The following is a 15,231-nucleotide window of genomic DNA, read 5'->3' as shown; positions in this document are numbered from 1 at the left end:
CGGATGGGCGGGAGGGGCTGTTCTGCGTGGGCCGTCCGGGGTTACCTATGTATATTAGGCAACTGCCTAGAGGGCCTAGGTAAGCATGCATGGACTGCATGGTGCTCCGGTGGGGTGGCGGATGGTGCGCGCGGGTCTCACGACCGAACGTGTGGTGGAGGCGGCGGCGAATCTGGCGGACTCCGTCGGCTTCGACCAGGTCACGATCTCCGCGCTGGCCCGAGGCTTCGGAGTGAAGGACGCCAGCCTGTACTCCCATGTGCGAAACCTCCACGACCTGCGGACCCGGGTGGCCCTGTTCGCCGCGGGGGAGTTCATCGACCGCATCAACACCGCGGTCGCGGGCAGAGCCGGCAAGGACGCCCTGATCGCGTTCGCCGACGCCTACCGGTCCTTCGCGCTGGAGCGGCCCGGGCGGTACGAGGCGACGCAGATGCGGATCGACCCGGCCGTCGCGGTCCGGACCTCGGCATACCGGCGGACGGTCGAGACCATCGGCGCGGTGCTGCGCGCCTACGGACTGACCGAGCCCGATCTCACGGACGCGGTACGGCTGTTGCGCAGCACCCTGCACGGCTACTGCGCCCTGGAGGCGAACGGGGGGTTCGGCGCGCCCCGCGACGTGCGCAGGTCCTGGGACCGGGCCGTCGAGGCGCTGCACTTCCTCCTGGAGCACTGGTCGTCCGCCGTGAGCGAGGAGGAACGCGATGACTGACCGCACGGCCCGTACGACGCACACCGCCTCCGGGGCCGCTCCGCCCGACCGCGAGGCATCCGGCCCCGTGCTGCCCGACCGCACCGGACTGCTGCAAGTGCCGGGAGCGACCCTGCGCTACGAAGTGCGCGGGCAGGGGCTGCTGTTGCTCATGATGCCCGGTGGGAGCGCCGGGCGCGTGGATCCATTCCACCTTCGGACAGCAGCTGTTGGATCCGATTCGGATGCCGGAAGCAGCCGTCGGCCCTCGCGCTCCCGCATCGGGTACGAGGGCCGACGAAGGCGCGGGCACGGGTTCGGGCCGACCGGTGGCACGGCCAACGGACCGTGACGGTTGGGGCGTTCCGGGCGCTCTTGTCATCTTGCTTTGTCTGCACATAAGTTGGCGCTTGCGACGTGTCCTACTGTCAGTGGGGGAGCCACATCATGGCCGCGAACGGACGGCACCGCAGATATCGGCCCAGTCGGCTGAACCGTGCCTCGCTCACCGTCACCGCCGGTGGTGCCGGCCTGGCGCTACCGCTCATCGCGGCCGCCCCGGCGGGCGCCGCGTCGCCGGACGTCTGGGAGAAGGTCGCCGCCTGCGAGTCCACCGGCGACTGGCACATCAACAGCGGCAACGGCTACTTCGGCGGTTTGCAGTTCTCCCGGTCGACCTGGGCGGCCTACGGCGGCACGGTCTACGCCCCGCGGGCGGACCTGGCCACCAGGAACGAACAGATCGCCGTCGCCGAGAAGGTGCTCGAAGGACAGGGGCCCGGTGCCTGGCCGCGCTGCTCGACGCGGGCCGGGCTGGCCAAGGGCGGGAAGTCTCCCGACATCGCCCCGCAGTCGGAGCGCATCAGCCATGTCCGGAGCGACGATGAGCGGCCCTCCGGGCAGTCGTCGGCGGGGAAGACCACGGCGAAGCGGACCTCCGCCCCCGTGACGCCGACCACCGTGCCCGGCAAGCACGAGTCGTACACCGTGGCCCGAGGCGATTCGCTCTCCGCGATCGCGCAGAGCGAGCGACTGGCGGGCGGCTGGCAGCGTCTCTACGCGGCGAACCGCGAGGTGGTGGGCGACGATCCGGATCTCATCCTCCCCGGACAGCGTCTGAACCTCGATACGGGCCGGGCACCGAGGACGGGCTCCGCCGCGAGCCCGGCACCGGCGGCGCGGGCGAAGAAGGCGGAGACGAAGCCGTCGGCCGAGTCGCACACGAGGACGGAGCCGCGGCGCCAGGAGGCCAGGCCCCATGACGGGGCCGCGAAGCCCGACGCCCGGCCCGCGAAGTCCCAGGTCCAGGCGGCGAAGTCCCAGGACGGGGCCGCCGTCCCGCCGCACCGGCGGGCCACGGATCCGCGGGACCGTGCCGACGCGTCGACGGACCGCGCCGCGGCGGCCCCGAGCCGAGCCACCGAGCCCCGGCGCCAGGCCGCGGAGCGGCACGAGACGGCGAAGTCCCCGCACCCGGCCGCGAAACCGAAACCGAAGCCGAAGACGCCCTCAAGGGGCACCGAGGCCCGCCACCCGGCGCGGTCCGAGACGCGCCAGGGCCTCGTCGCGCCCGTGGCGGCGGGCGTCGGCACGCCGTACCACCGGGCCGGTGCCTGGGCCAGCGGCTACCACACGGGTGTCGACTTCCCCGTCCCGACCGGCACATCGGTGAAGGCGATCGGCTCCGGCACCGTCGTCTCGGCCGGCTGGGCGGGCGCGTACGGGTACCAGGTCGTCATCCGGCACGCCGACGGCAAGTACAGCCAGTACGCGCACCTGTCCGCACTCCACGTACGGGAGGGGCGGCACGTCTCGGCGGGGCAGCGGATCGCGCGCTCGGGTTCCACCGGGAACGTCACCGGGCCGCACCTGCACTTCGAGATCCGCACCGGCCCCGGCTACGGATCGGACGTGGACCCGCTGGCCTACCTCAGGGCGGGCGGGGCGAGCGTCTGACGGCCCCGGGCCGGGCGTCCGCGCCCTTCCCGCGCCGCCGCCGGACCCTCCGTGCCCGGCCGCTCCACCGTGAGCAGCGCGATCCCACCCGCGGCGATCGCGCCGCAGACGGACGCGAGCACGGTGCCCGTCGTGCCGTGCAGGAACCGCTCGTCGAACAGGGTGATGCCGACCAGCGCGGCCGTCACCGGGTTCACCACGGTCACCGTGGCCAGCGGCGCAGTCAGCCCGGCTCCCCGGTACGCGGCCTGGGACAGCAGCAGCCCCGCCCCGGCGAAGGCCACGATCGCCGCCAGCGACGGCACGCCGGCCGTCATCGCGCCCGAACTCCACCGCACCGCCACCTCCTTCGTGAACACCGACGCCATGCCGAACGCGATGCCCGCGCCGACCGCGAGGACCACGCCGCGCGTCACCGGCCGGGGCACCGCCCCGGAGACGAGGAGGAGCGCCGCGAGCGCTCCGAGCGTCACAACCGCGAGCCCCAGCCGGTCCGGTCCCTCCAGCGTGTGCGCCCCACCGTCCCCGGTGAGGGCGAGCAGGCCCGCCAGTCCGACGGTCGCCAGGACCGCCCCGCGCCGGGCCGCGGCGCCCGGCCGACGCCGTACGAACACCGCCGCCATCGGCAGGGCGAAGACGATGGTGAGCGCCCCGAGCGGCTGGACGAGGCTGAGCGGACCGTACGCCAGCGCCACCACGTGGAGCACCGCTCCTGTCGCGTTCAGCGTCACGGCGCCCCACCAGACGCGCTCGCGCGCGAGCGCGAGCGCTCGGCCGTCCCCGGCCGCGGCCACGTGCTCCTGGAGGATCGCCCCGGCCGCGTAGGCGACCGCGGAGATCAGTGACAGGAGCACGGACAGCGCGAGGGAACTCATGTGCACCACCCTGTCGTCCCGAAGCCGCCGCGTCGTCGTACCTGAGTCGGCGATCACGTGTACTGCTTTGGTTGTACGGCGCACGGCCCGGTGTCCCTCTCACGTCGACGGTCCAACTCGCGCGGGACCCCGGGGCGTCGGTCCCGAGAGGTACGGTGAACGCGGTCATGGTCGACGCGGGCCGTACGGCGCCGGCGGCGGCGACGGAGAAGTGGGGGAGGACGGCGTGACGGACGAGTCGGCCGCGGCCTCGTTGGGCGGGTTCTTCGCCCTGCGCGCCACCGCGCCGCCCGAGGGCGCGCACCGGCCGCTGGCACTGCTGTACGCGGGCGAGACGGCACCGCTGTCCTCCCGCATCGACCTGGTCGCGGCGCGGCACCGGACGCACGAGCGCAGAGTCGCCGCCTCCATCGCGCAGTTGGGGCTCGCGGCGCGGCTCTGGTCGATCGCACTCGGCCCGGCGGCACTGACCGGGCGCTTCCCCGATCTGTCGCCCGACGCCCTGCGCTGGGACCCCCGGGCGAGCAGCCCCGACGACCTGTGGTTGAGCACCGCCGAAACGCTGCCCGGCACCGCCGAGCGGATACGGGAGGTGGTCCAGTACGGTCATCTCGCGCCGTTGGCCGAGGCGATCCACCGGGACGGCCCGCTGGCGGACCGGTTGTTGTGGGGCAACGCGGGATCGGCCCTGGCGGGTGCGCTGAGTCAGCTCGTCGACCGGGCGCGCGCGAACCACCGCCCCGATGTGGCCGCGAGGGCCCGCGCGCTGACCGCCGAGCTCTTCGACCACCCGGATCTGCGGAACACCGGAACCCCGCACGACACGGCGTTCCGGCGCCGCAGTTGTTGCCTCTACTACCGCTGCCCGGCCGGAGGGCTGTGCGGTGACTGCGTCTTCAAACGCACCTGACACGCCTGACAAGGTCAGACATACCTGACACGCCCGACGCGTTCGGCGCGACCGCCACACCTGACAGGGCCTGACACGTGTGTGACGGACCGGAACGGGCCGGCCCGGTCGGGGGAGTGGTCGTGGGGCGGGCGGCGTCCCGCCCGCCCCACAGCTCAGCTGCTCAGCTCGAACTCGGCGCGGATGCGCTTGCCCACCGGCACGCGCTCGGCGGTCAGCCGGTCGCACAGCGCCACGACGATCTCCATGCCATGGCCTCCGGGGCGGGCCGGATCGGGCGAGAAGAACAAGGGGAGCGCCGTGCTGCTGTCGTACACCGTGACGCTGACGCGCTCCGCCGTTCCCTCCAGCTCCAGCAGATACGGTCCCTGCGTGTAGCGGTCCGCGTTGGTGACCAGTTCGCTCACGGCCAGCATCAGATCGCCGCGGGTGCGCTCGCCGAACACCGCGAGCCACTCGGCGGCCAGCCGGGCCAGGAAGCGGTCGGCAAGGGCACGGGCCCGCGCGATGCAGCCCGGCTCGCCGTCGAACACCTCGGCGCTGTGCAGAACCTCGGTGGGGCCTTGGCCGGCGGGACGGTCCGGGCGGGGACGGTCGGCCGGCCGTGCGGTGACCTGTTCGTTCATGTGCTCCAGCCAGGGCGACGCAGGGGTGTTCGGTGTCGGCTTCTCGACGTTCGCCTACCCGCGACGAACGGTCTCACTCCGGGGAGCCGCCGCCCGCGTTCGCGGGCCCGGCGTCCTCCCCGACGGCGTGGAACTCCTCGACGGCATGACGGGCGTACGGCTTTCGCGGCCGTGGTCACCGAGCGTGGCCCCGGCCGCACCGGAGGGAAGCATATGTGACCCGTCCATGCCGGAATCATGGGGGCGGAGCAGGGAGGGCACGGCGATGCGACGGGCGCGCACCCGGACGGAACGGTCTCGGAGGCAGGCGGAGCGGGACCGGAACGGAACGGCTCGCCACGGGGCCCGCACGGTACCGGGGCCGGGGAGCGGAACGCCGGATGGGCGGGCCGCGGGGGACGGCGCGGTCGGCCGCCGCGCCCCGGCCCTCGCGCGCGGGGCACGCGAACGGAGCAGCATCCGGTGCATGGCAGACTTGACCGGGGCGTTTCCGCCCGGAAGAAGCAGGTGCGGCGGTCTCCGCCATGAGCGACGAGTGACAGAGGAATGGCAGTGACGGTGACACAGGACGGTCCGGAGCTCGTTTCCGGTGCGGAGGAGTTCGGTCCCGGCATCGATCCGGAGCGGCTGGCCGTCTGCCTGAGCGTGCTGGAAGAACTCGACGGCATCGAGATCGACCACCCCGACGCCATCGCCGTACGCCGCGCCACGGCCGGGATCTACCGGACCGTCAAGCAGCGCCGCCGTCAGGAGCGCCGCGCCGCGAAGACCGCCCACGACAAGACCGTCACCGAGGCGACCGCGACCGGTTCGGCCGACCGGATCGACGACGAGACCAACGGCGTCCTGCCGTCGTCCTCCACCGCGTCCGAGATCGCCGGCATCCTTCAGCGCCCCCGGTCCTGCTACATCTGCAAGACCCGGTACGTGGAGGTCGACGCGTTCTACCACCAGCTGTGCCAGCCGTGCGCCAGGGAGAACCGGGCGCGCCGCGACGCGCGCACGGACCTGACCGGGCGTCGCGCGCTCCTCACCGGTGGCCGCGCGAAGATCGGTATGTACATCGCGCTCCGGCTGCTGCGCGACGGCGCGCACACCACCATCACCACCCGCTTCCCCAACGACGCCATCCGACGCTTCAAGGCGATGCCGGACAGCGACGAGTGGATCCACCGGCTGAAGATCGTGGGCATAGACCTGCGCGACCCCGCCCAGGTCGTCGCGCTCGCCGACTCCGTCGCCGCCGAGGGCCCGCTGGACATCCTGATCAACAACGCGGCGCAGACCGTACGCCGTTCGGCCAACGCGTACAGCGAACTGGTCGGCGCGGAGTCGGCCCCGCTCCCCGCGGGCGAGCTGCCCGCCGCCGAGGTCATCGGCGCCTTCGGCAGCGGCTCCGTCGACCGTGTCGCGGCCCTCCCGGCCGCCCGCCAGGAGGGTCTGACCGCGCAGGACGTCACCGAACTCGCCCTGGTCAGCGGATCCGCCTCGCTGGAGCGAATCGCCGCGGGCCGGGCGATCGACGCGGGCGGTCTGGTGCCCGACCTGCACGACACCAACAGCTGGATCCAGACGGTCGACGAGGTCGGACCGATCGAGCTGCTGGAGGTCCAGCTCTGCAACTCCACCGCGCCGTTCATCCTCATCAGCCGGCTGCGCCCGGCCATGGCGGCGACCGCGGCCAAGCGCGCCTACGTGGTCAACGTCTCCGCCATGGAGGGCGTCTTCAGCCGCGGCTACAAGGGAGCGGGCCACCCGCACACCAACATGGCCAAGGCCGCGCTGAACATGCTCACCCGCACCAGCGCCCAGGAGATGTTCCAGAGGGACGGCATCCTGATGACCGCCGTCGACACCGGCTGGATCACCGACGAGCGTCCGCACCCCGACAAGATCCGCCTCGCGGAGGAGGGCTTCCACGCCCCGCTCGACCTGGTCGACGGAGCCGCCCGCGTCTACGACCCGATCGTGCGCGGTGAGGCGGGCGAGGACCTGTACGGCTGCTTCCTCAAGGACTACGCGCCCGCCAACTGGTAGCCGCAGGGGAGCGATCAGGCCCGTCGTCCGCCGATCGACGGGCGCGCGGGGCCACGGACCCGGCCGGGAGCATCCTCCTGGCCGGGTTTTTGCCGTATGGAGTGGCCAAAAGTGACCTATGGCACACGTTCCATCGAGCGGGATCATGCTCATTTGGTTACTCTGATGCGAACGGACGTCATCGGGGAGTTCACAAAATCCTCCCCGACCGTCCAGGGACAGGCTCGTCAACCGAGTCGCCGTCCCGCCCCGCATACGGCGCCACCGCGACCGAACGTTCATTTCCCTGCCCCTCACGGGTGGTCGACTCCCGGAAAGAGGCCGGGAAGTCGGCGGCGCCCCGGGTTACGCGACACGAAGGAGTGCGCGGTGACGACACCAGAGCTGACGAAGCAAGAGAAGCCACCGGCCGAACGGTACGGAGAGCGGGCGCGGCGGCCCGAGAAGCTCCGGAACATCGAGGTCTGGGCCAGGTCCGCGCCGATCAGGCTGGCCGGCTACGAGGACGACCTCGCCGAGCCGCACATCCTGCCGGGCATCGACTGACCGCTCCGCGCCGGGGCTCCGGGGCCGTCCTCCGAACGCGGGGACGGTCCCGGAGCCCCGGCGCGTGCCGTGCGGACCACCCCAGGGCGTGTTTCGAGAGTCCCGTCCGGCCTGCGACGTCTGGCACGGCGTCTCGCCGCGTTGTCGGGATCTTCCACGTACGCCCGGTACGAGGACGACCCTCCGCCTTGCGATGCACCGCGCCGGACGCCGCGGGCCCCGCCCTTCGGGCGGACGACGCCACTTTCGCAACACGCCCTGGGGCGCCTCAGAGCTGCCCGTCCGGCCGGAACCCTCCGGTCCGGCCGCGCAGGGAGGGCGCGAGCGCGACGGGCGGCATGAAGTCCCGTACGAAGGTCCGGTGCCACCACCGCCCGGTGGCCCGCAGCTCGCGCCACGTCGTGTACCGGTAGCGGTACAGCCGGGCGCGGACATGGGTGGGCGGGGCGTCCGGGAACGGGTTGTGGCGCAGGAGCCGCAGGGTGTCCCGGTCGTTCTCCAGCAGCCGCTCCACGAACGGACCGAACCAGGGGCCCGCGTAGGCGGGGGAGAGCGCCGCGAACCACATCAGCCAGTCGAGCCGCAGATGGTACGGGGCGAACTGCCGGGGCAGCCGGCGCGGGTCGCCCGGCTTGCCGCGGAACCCGTACTCCCGCCAGGCGGTGCCCTCGTGGAGCACCTCCTCGTCCGTGCCCTCGACCACGACCTCCAGCCGTACCCGGCTGATGCTGCCGAACGCGCCGTAGGTGTTGACCAGATGCAGCGGGTCGAACGAGCGGTTCATCACCTGGCGCCGGGAGACCAGATTGCGTGCCGGACGGTAGCTGAGGAACAGCACCAGCGCGGTGACGGCGATGACGACGATCTCGTACCAGAGCGGCGGCGCGGACTGCGCCGGCGGCTCGGCGAACAGGGACCAGTCGACGGCGGGCAGGGCCAGCGTGATCGTCAGCCAGTTCAGCCAGGCGAAGTTCCCCGAGACCACCAGCCACAGCTGGGTGACGATCATCAGCCCCGCGGCGGCGCTCGCCACCGGCTGCGGAGTGAAGAGGAACACCGGCACGAGGAGCTGGGTCACATGGTTCGCCGCCACCTCGGTCCGGTGCACCGGCTTCGGCAGCCGGTGGAAGAACCAGCTCAGCGGCCCCGGCATCGGCTGCGTCTCATGGTGGTAGTACAGGCATGTCAGCCTGCGCCAGCACTCGTCGCCCCGGATCTTGATCAGCCCGGCGCCGAACTCCACCCGGAACAGCACCCAGCGCAGCAGCCACAGCACCAGTACGGGCGGAGCCGTGTGCGCGTTGCCGAGGAACACGGCGAGGAAGCCGGTCTCCAGCAGCAGCGACTCCCAGCCGAAGGCGTACCAGGTCTGGCCGACCTGGACGATCGACAGGTACAGCGCCCACGCCAGCGCCCAGAGCGCCATCGCCGCCCAGAGCGGAACGTACGAGTCCGCGCCCGCGAGCAGAGCGACGGCGAGGGCACAGCCCGTCCAGGCGACGCACGCGAAGAAGCGGTCGGAATAGTGGAGCCGGAACAGACCGGGCGCGTCGCGCCAGTCCGTGCGCCGGAGGAAGTCCGGCACGGGCAGCATGCCGCGTTCACCGATCAGCGCCCGGAACTGGAGCGCGGCGGCGAGGAAGGCGAACAGGTAGACCCCGGCCAGGGCCCGCTGGAAGATCAGCCGGCTGAGCCAGTACCCGTCCGCGGTGAACCACTGCATCACCTCCAGTATCGGCCCGGCGGCGCGCCCCGGCCCTTCAACCCGGCGCGCCCCGTCCCCTCGTCCGCCTGGGCGGACCCGTCCCGCCCCTCAGTCCCGTGCGTCCCGGCCCTCGGCCACGAGGCGGCCCAGCGCGATGCCGAGCCGACGGGCGTACCACCGCTGGACGACCGGCACCAGTGGCCCGGCGAGGCGGCTGTACCACGCGGCCGGGCGGCTGAACGCCATGACGGTGAACCACACCGACCCGTCGTCCGCCAGGTCCACCACGAAGCACTCCTCGCCGCACTCCGGGTGCCCGGCCACCGTTCCGTAGCCGAAACCGACGCGCTCGCGCTCGTACGCCGTCCAGACGACGCGGCAGGGCGCGGTGAACCGGAACGGGCCGACGCCCAGGGACACCCGGACACCGGCCCCCGGCTCGGCGCGGGCGGCCGAGGCGTTGATCCGGGCCCCGCTGCGGCGGTGCATGCCCCAGCCGGTGACCGCCGCGCCCGCCACCTCGAAATCGGCCCGGCCGCGACCGACACGGGTCCGGTGGTGGAGGTGGTGGTACCCGTGGGGGAGCGGACCGAGGCGGGTGGCGCCGACCTCGGGGTAGGTGAGCGTGCTCATGCGGGCCTGCCTTCGTGGGGTACGGATCCGGACCAGCAGGTTTGAACGTGTTCAAGCCTGCTCGGCGTGACTCTACGATCCCTCTTGAACGCGTTCAAGAGGGATCGGGCCGAGCCGAGGGGCCGGGCGGCGGCATGGACCGGAGCGGCGCCACCGGGGACGGCCGGTGCCGCCACCCGGGACGCGCGCCCCGCCCCGCTCTCTCGGTCCCACGTCTCACAGAACGCCGCGGCGCCACTCCCGTACCAGCAGTCGGCCCAGGTACAGGCCCCCGATGGCCATCGTGTAGATGCCGACCGGCAGGCTGTCGAACAGCGGCAGCTGCTGGGCGCAGAGATCCGCGAGGACCAGCAGCAGCGCACCGGTCAGCGCCGACAGCATCAGATGCGGGCCGGAGACCCGGGTGAGCCGCTTGGCGATCTGAGGAGCCGTCAGCGAGATGAAGGCGATCGGCCCGGCGACGACGACGGCCCCCGCCGAGAGCACGATCGCCAGCACCACTCCTGCCGTCTTCGTGCCGCGGGGCTCCGAGCCGAGCGCGCCCGCGATGTCGTCGCCCATCTCCCCGATGTCCAGTCGTCGGGACACCAGGGCGGTGAACGGGGCGACCACCAGCAGCACGAGCCAGATGGTGGTGGCGTCGTCCCACGAACGCGCCGACAGACTGCCGTTGACATAGGCGGCCAGGACTGCGGCGCGGTCCCGCTCCATGGCGTGGACGACATACTGGGTGATCGCCGTACCGATCGCGGCCACCCCGATCCCCGCGATGACGAGCCGGGCGGGATTGCGGAATCCGGTGCCGGTCGACACATGGACCAGCGCCATGGCGAGCACGGCGCCGAGCAGCGCGCCGAGCCCCGCCGGGACGGAGCCCGGGAAGAGCAGGGCGGCGATCGCGGCACCCGCCCCGGCGCCGGAGGCCAGGCCGATCACGTCGGGGCTGCCGAGCGGATTGCGGGTGACGGACTGGAACAGCGCCCCGGACAGACCGAGTGCCGCGCCCGTTCCCACGGCGACGGTCAGCCGCGGTCCGCGGAGCCGTTCCAGGACGAAGGCGTTCTTCCCCTCGGCCCCGCCCGTCACCGCCCCGGCGAGATCGGCGAGCGGAATGCCGAGCCGTCCCAGCGACAGCGTGGCCACGGCGGCCACCACGAGCAGGACGAACAGGGCCAGGGCCGCCAGCGGCGAGACCCGCCGGACGGGCAGCGCCACGTTCCGGCCGACCCTGAGCAGCAGCCGCGGTGACACGGCGCGCGCGGCGGGCCGACACGATGTCATGCGAAGTCCGCTCATCCCGCGCCGCCCCTCATCCTGCGCACGGCGACGAGCAGCGCGGGCGCCCCGAGGAACGCCGTCACGACACCGACCATCAGCTCCTGCGGGCGCATCACCACCCGGCCCACGACGTCCGCGAGAAGCAGCAGCGCGGGACCGGCCAGGGCCGAGAGGACGATCCGGACACGGAAGTCGACACCGACGACGGCCCGCACCACATGGGGGACGGCCAGTCCGACGAAGGCGATCGGGCCGACCGCCGCCGTCGCCGCCGCGCTCAGCAGTGTCGCCGACAGCAGCCCGCCCGCCCGCACCAGGGCCGGGTTCGCCCCCAGGGACGCCGCCGTCGAGTCACCGAGCGCGAGCGTGTTGAGGGCGGGACCCGCCAGGGCCGCGAGCAGCAGACCGGCCGCGGTGAACGGCATCACCGACCAGAGGACGTCGAAGTCCCGGCCGCCGAGCGCCCCGACGACCCAGTACCGGTAGCTGTCGAAGACCTGCGGCCGGCTCAGCGTGATCGCCTGGATGTAGGCCATCAGCACGGCGGAGAGCACCGCGCCGGCGAGAACGAGGCGCACCGGTCCGCCGCCCGGGCCCATCGAGCCGATGGCGTGGACCAGCAGGCCCGCGAGCAGCGCGCCGGGCAGCGCCCACCACATGGTGTCCGCGATTCCCGAGGCGCCGAGGAAGGCCGTCGCGGTCACGATGCTCGCGGAGGCGCCCGCGTTGATCCCGAGAAGACCGGGTTCGGCCAGCGGATTGCGGGTCACGCCCTGCATGAGCGTGCCGGCGACGGCCAGGCAGAGACCGGTGAGCACGCCGAGTGCGGTCCTCGGCCAACGGCTTTCGACGACGGCGGTGACGTCCGGGCCGGCGGTGCCGGACAGGACGTGCAGCACCTCGTCGAACGAGGTGGTCCGGCTGCCGAACACGAGGCTCGCGAACACGGCGAGCAGGAGCACGGCGAGCGCGACGGCGACGGAGGTCACCTGCCGGGCGGCGGCGACCAGGCGCGAACACTTAGGGAAGCCTAAGCTAACGAATTTTTCGGCCGCAACCGACCCCGTTCGTGGATGTCGAATGTCGGTGACCGCCCCTGGTCCAGACCTCTTGACGGAAGGTCTGGACCAATCTACGGTGAGCGCACCGTGGCGCGTGGAGCTCACGGTCGATGCTTGTCGGGCGATTGTCAGGGTCATGACATTAATCGTTCGATTCGTCCGGAAGGGAATGGAAATGAGCGGTCGGACATCGCGCCTGCTGGGGCTCGGCCTCGCGGTGGCAGGCGTCGTGCAGATGGTGGTCGGGGCGACGCCCGCCGCCGCGCAGGAGGACACCTGCGCGGTCAAGTCGAAGCCCGCGGGCAAGGTGCTCCAGGGGTACTGGGAGAACTGGGACGGCGCGGCCAACGGTGTGCACCCGCCCCTCGGCTGGATCCCGATCACCGACAGCCGCATCACGGCGCACGGCTACAACGTGATCAACGCGGCCTTCCCCGTCATCCGCTCGGACGGCACCGTGCTGTGGGAGGACGGCATGGACGCGACGGTCAAAGTCCCGACCCCGGCCGAGATGTGCCAGGCGAAGGCCTCGGGACTCACCACCCTGATGTCCATCGGCGGCGCGACCGCCGGCATCGACCTCAGCTCCAGCGCGGTCGCCGACCGGTTCGTCGACACGGTCGTGCCAATCCTCAAGAAGTACAACTTCGACGGCATCGACATCGACATCGAGACCGGTCTGGCCGGCAGCGGCAACATCAACCAGCTGTCCGCCTCGCAGGCCAACCTCATCCGCATCATCGACGGCGTGCTCGACCGGATGCCCCCGAACTTCGGCCTCACCATGGCCCCGGAGACCGCCTACGTCACCGGCGGGAGTGTCGTCTACGGATCGATCTGGGGCGCGTACCTGCCGATCATCAAGAAGTACGCGGACAACGGCCGTCTGTGGTGGCTGAACATGCAGTACTACAACGGCAGCATGTACGGGTGCTCGGGCGACTCGTACGCGGCGGGCACGGTCCAGGGGTTCACCGCCCAGACGGACTGCCTGGACAAGGGGCTGGTCGTCCAGGGCACCACCATCAAGGTGCCCTACGACAAACAGGTTCCGGGACTGCCGGCCCAACCGGGTTCCGGTGGTGGGCACATGACGCCGAGTCAGGTCGGGCAGGTGTGGAACCACTACGGCAACGGGCTGAAGGGCCTGATGACCTGGTCGCTCAACTGGGACGGCTCCAGGAACTGGACCTTCGGCGACAACGTCAAGGCGCTCCAGGGCCGTTGAGCGCTCCATGAGCCGGGCGGCTCCGCCGAGACGGACGGAGCCGCCCGTCGACGTGCCGTGCGCAGCCGCCCCGTACGGTCAGGGTCGGGGCTCGGAGGCGTCCAGCATGGCCTCCCGCTCCACCACCTTGATCCGCTCGCGCCCCTGCGCCGCGCCCAGCGCCTGCTCGTGCGCGTCCAGGCGGTGCCAGCCCTCACGGGTGGTCCAGCGGACGCCGCGTTCCTCCAGGAAGGCGGTGACGGCCGCCGGGTCGGGGCTCGCCGGGGCCGGCAGCCGGCCGGACGCGTGGTCCTCCAACAGGCGGGCGACCGTCTCGTTGGCGTCACCCTTGGTGTGGCCGATGAGGCCGACCGGGCCGCGCTTGATCCAGCCCGTGACGTACACCGAGGCCATCGGCTCCTCGCCCTCGACGACGCGGCCCGCGACGTGCGGGACGGTGCCGGAGGCCACGTCGAACGGGAGCTTGGGGAGCTCGCGCGAGTAGTAGCCGACCGCACGGTAGACGCTCTGCACGTCCCAGTCGGTGAAGCGGCCGGTACCCCTGACGTTCCCCGTGCCGTCCAGCTCGGTCCGCTCGGTGCGCAGACCGACGACGCGGCCGTCCTCGCCGAGGATCTCCGCCGGGGACTCGAAGAAGTGCAGGAAGATCTTGTGCGGGCGGTCGCCCACGTCGCGGATGGCCCAGTTCTCCAGCGTGGAGGCGACCATGTTGGCCTGCTTGTTGGCGCGCCGGGTCTCGATCGACCCCTGGTCGTACTCGATGTCCTCGGGGGCGACGACGACCTCGATGTTCGGCGAGTGGTCCAGCTCCCGCAGCTCCATCGGGCTGAACTTGGCCTGTGCCGGGCCGCGTCGGCCGAAGACGTGCACTTCCAGGGCCTTGTTGGCCCGGAGCCCGTCGTGGACGTTCGCGGGTATCTCGGTCGGCAGCAGTTCGTCCGCCGTCTTGGCGAGGACGCGTGCCACGTCCAGGGCCACGTTGCCGACCCCGAGCACGGCGACCTTCTCCGCCTCCAGGGGCCAGGTGCGCGGCACGTCGGGGTGCCCGTCGTACCAGGAGACGAAGTCGGCCGCGCCGTGGGAGCCCTCCAGGGTGCTGCCCGGGATGTCGAGCGCGCGGTCCCGGTCGGCGCCGGTGGAGAAGATCACCGCGTCGTAGAACGCCCGCAGGTCGTCCAGGCCGATGTCGGAGGGGTAGTCGACGTTGCCGAACAGACGCAGCTGCGGTTTGTCGAGCACCTGGTGCAGCGCCTGCACGATGCCCTTGATCCGCGGGTGGTCGGGGGCCACCCCGTAGCGGATCAGGCCGAAGGGGGCGGGCATCCGCTCGAACAGGTCGATCGACACCCCCGGGTCCTGTGCGGCGTCGGATTTCAGCAGCGCGTCCGCCGCGTAGATTCCGGCGGGGCCGGCTCCGACTATGGCGACGCGGACGGGGCGGGTCATGGAGTGCAGGTCCTTAGAACGGGTGACGCGGGCAGTGCGGCGCAGGCGCAGGTAAGGCTGGACTTACCGTGCTCCACAGAACACGGTAACCGCTTCTGACCTGCGGCCTCGCGCCGGGCCGTGCTGCGCGCGGGGGGACGTGGGGGTGTCCGTGGCCCGGGGGAGGGGATGCGTCGGGGTCCGGGCGGCGCACTCCGGACTCGCCCGGCGGCACCGGCGTTCGCTCGAACAATCGG

The 15,231-nt window shown here is 72.2% G+C and carries 14 protein-coding genes; 7 read left to right on the top strand and 7 right to left on the bottom strand.

All coding sequences use genetic code 11. The features are described from left to right. Window positions 1-121 precede the first annotated feature (121 nt). The 3 genes from AMK22_RS00700 to AMK22_RS00690 all read left to right on the top strand — a co-directional run bounded on the left by AMK22_RS00700 (window position 122) and on the right by AMK22_RS00690 (window position 2,650). Window positions 122-715, top strand: coding sequence for a TetR/AcrR family transcriptional regulator (locus tag AMK22_RS00700; RefSeq protein ID WP_073781217.1), 594 nt, complete (start codon window positions 122-124; stop codon window positions 713-715). Then, window positions 708-1,046: a hypothetical protein gene (locus AMK22_RS42200; protein WP_073781216.1), complete on the top strand. Its 339-nt coding sequence runs from the start codon at window positions 708-710 to the stop codon at window positions 1,044-1,046. The genes AMK22_RS00700 and AMK22_RS42200 overlap by 8 nt, the downstream gene beginning before the upstream one ends. 95 nt (window positions 1,047-1,141) lie before the next feature. Then, on the top strand, window positions 1,142-2,650 hold the full coding sequence (locus AMK22_RS00690; RefSeq protein WP_073781215.1) for a transglycosylase family protein: 1,509 nt from the start codon (window positions 1,142-1,144) through the stop codon (window positions 2,648-2,650). On the opposite strand, the gene AMK22_RS00685 is transcribed toward AMK22_RS00690, so the two are convergent. Further along, window positions 2,620-3,525, bottom strand: a complete 906-nt coding sequence (locus tag AMK22_RS00685) for a DMT family transporter (protein WP_199883085.1) — start codon at window positions 3,523-3,525, stop codon at window positions 2,620-2,622. The genes AMK22_RS00690 and AMK22_RS00685 overlap by 31 nt on opposite strands. 226 nt (window positions 3,526-3,751) lie before the next feature. Between AMK22_RS00685 and AMK22_RS00680 the strand changes: the two genes are divergently transcribed. After that, window positions 3,752-4,435: a (2Fe-2S)-binding protein gene (locus tag AMK22_RS00680; RefSeq protein ID WP_073781517.1), complete on the top strand. Its 684-nt coding sequence runs from the start codon at window positions 3,752-3,754 to the stop codon at window positions 4,433-4,435. A 155-nt stretch (window positions 4,436-4,590) separates the two neighbouring features. On the opposite strand, the gene AMK22_RS00675 is transcribed toward AMK22_RS00680, so the two are convergent. Further along, a complete protein-coding gene (locus tag AMK22_RS00675; RefSeq protein WP_073781214.1) occupies window positions 4,591-5,061 on the bottom strand; it encodes an ATP-binding protein in 471 nt (156 codons plus the stop codon). 552 nt (window positions 5,062-5,613) lie between these two features. On the opposite strand from AMK22_RS00675, the gene AMK22_RS00670 reads away from it, so the two are divergent. After that, window positions 5,614-7,098 (top strand): SDR family NAD(P)-dependent oxidoreductase, encoded by a 1,485-nt coding sequence (locus tag AMK22_RS00670; protein ID WP_073781213.1) that lies wholly within the window; start codon window positions 5,614-5,616, stop codon window positions 7,096-7,098. A gap of 369 nt (window positions 7,099-7,467) precedes the next feature. Beyond that, window positions 7,468-7,644 (top strand): hypothetical protein, encoded by a 177-nt coding sequence (locus AMK22_RS39875; protein WP_199883084.1) that lies wholly within the window; start codon window positions 7,468-7,470, stop codon window positions 7,642-7,644. 268 nt (window positions 7,645-7,912) lie between these two features. Here the strand turns inward: AMK22_RS39875 and AMK22_RS00665 are convergent, their stop codons facing one another. The 4 genes from AMK22_RS00665 to AMK22_RS00650 form a co-directional block, all read right to left on the bottom strand. Then, window positions 7,913-9,367 carry a lipase maturation factor family protein gene (locus tag AMK22_RS00665; protein ID WP_073781212.1) on the bottom strand — a complete coding sequence of 485 codons (1,455 nt, stop codon included), beginning with the start codon at window positions 9,365-9,367 and terminating at the stop codon, window positions 7,913-7,915. A gap of 90 nt (window positions 9,368-9,457) precedes the next feature. After that, window positions 9,458-9,982, bottom strand: a complete 525-nt coding sequence (locus AMK22_RS00660) for a DUF1990 family protein (RefSeq protein ID WP_073781211.1) — start codon at window positions 9,980-9,982, stop codon at window positions 9,458-9,460. A 216-nt stretch (window positions 9,983-10,198) separates the two neighbouring features. Then, complete coding sequence (locus AMK22_RS00655; protein WP_073781210.1) at window positions 10,199-11,263, bottom strand: FecCD family ABC transporter permease; 1,065 nt, start codon at window positions 11,261-11,263, stop codon at window positions 10,199-10,201. Window positions 11,264-11,274: 11 nt separating this feature from the next. Then, window positions 11,275-12,249, bottom strand: a complete 975-nt coding sequence (locus AMK22_RS00650; protein WP_242433777.1) for a FecCD family ABC transporter permease — start codon at window positions 12,247-12,249, stop codon at window positions 11,275-11,277. 247 nt (window positions 12,250-12,496) lie between these two features. Between AMK22_RS00650 and AMK22_RS00645 the strand changes: the two genes are divergently transcribed. After that, window positions 12,497-13,549 carry a chitinase gene (locus AMK22_RS00645; protein ID WP_073781209.1) on the top strand — a complete coding sequence of 351 codons (1,053 nt, stop codon included), beginning with the start codon at window positions 12,497-12,499 and terminating at the stop codon, window positions 13,547-13,549. A 78-nt stretch (window positions 13,550-13,627) separates the two neighbouring features. On the opposite strand, the gene AMK22_RS00640 is transcribed toward AMK22_RS00645, so the two are convergent. After that, window positions 13,628-14,995: an FAD-dependent oxidoreductase gene (locus AMK22_RS00640; protein ID WP_073781208.1), complete on the bottom strand. Its 1,368-nt coding sequence runs from the start codon at window positions 14,993-14,995 to the stop codon at window positions 13,628-13,630. Window positions 14,996-15,231 lie beyond the last annotated feature (236 nt).

The sequence above is a fragment of the Streptomyces sp. CB01580 genome (assembly GCF_001905795.1).
Lineage (GTDB): Bacteria > Actinomycetota > Actinomycetes > Streptomycetales > Streptomycetaceae > Streptomyces.
Note: the sequence above shows the minus strand (reverse complement) of the source record. Positions and strands in the feature narration are given on the sequence as shown.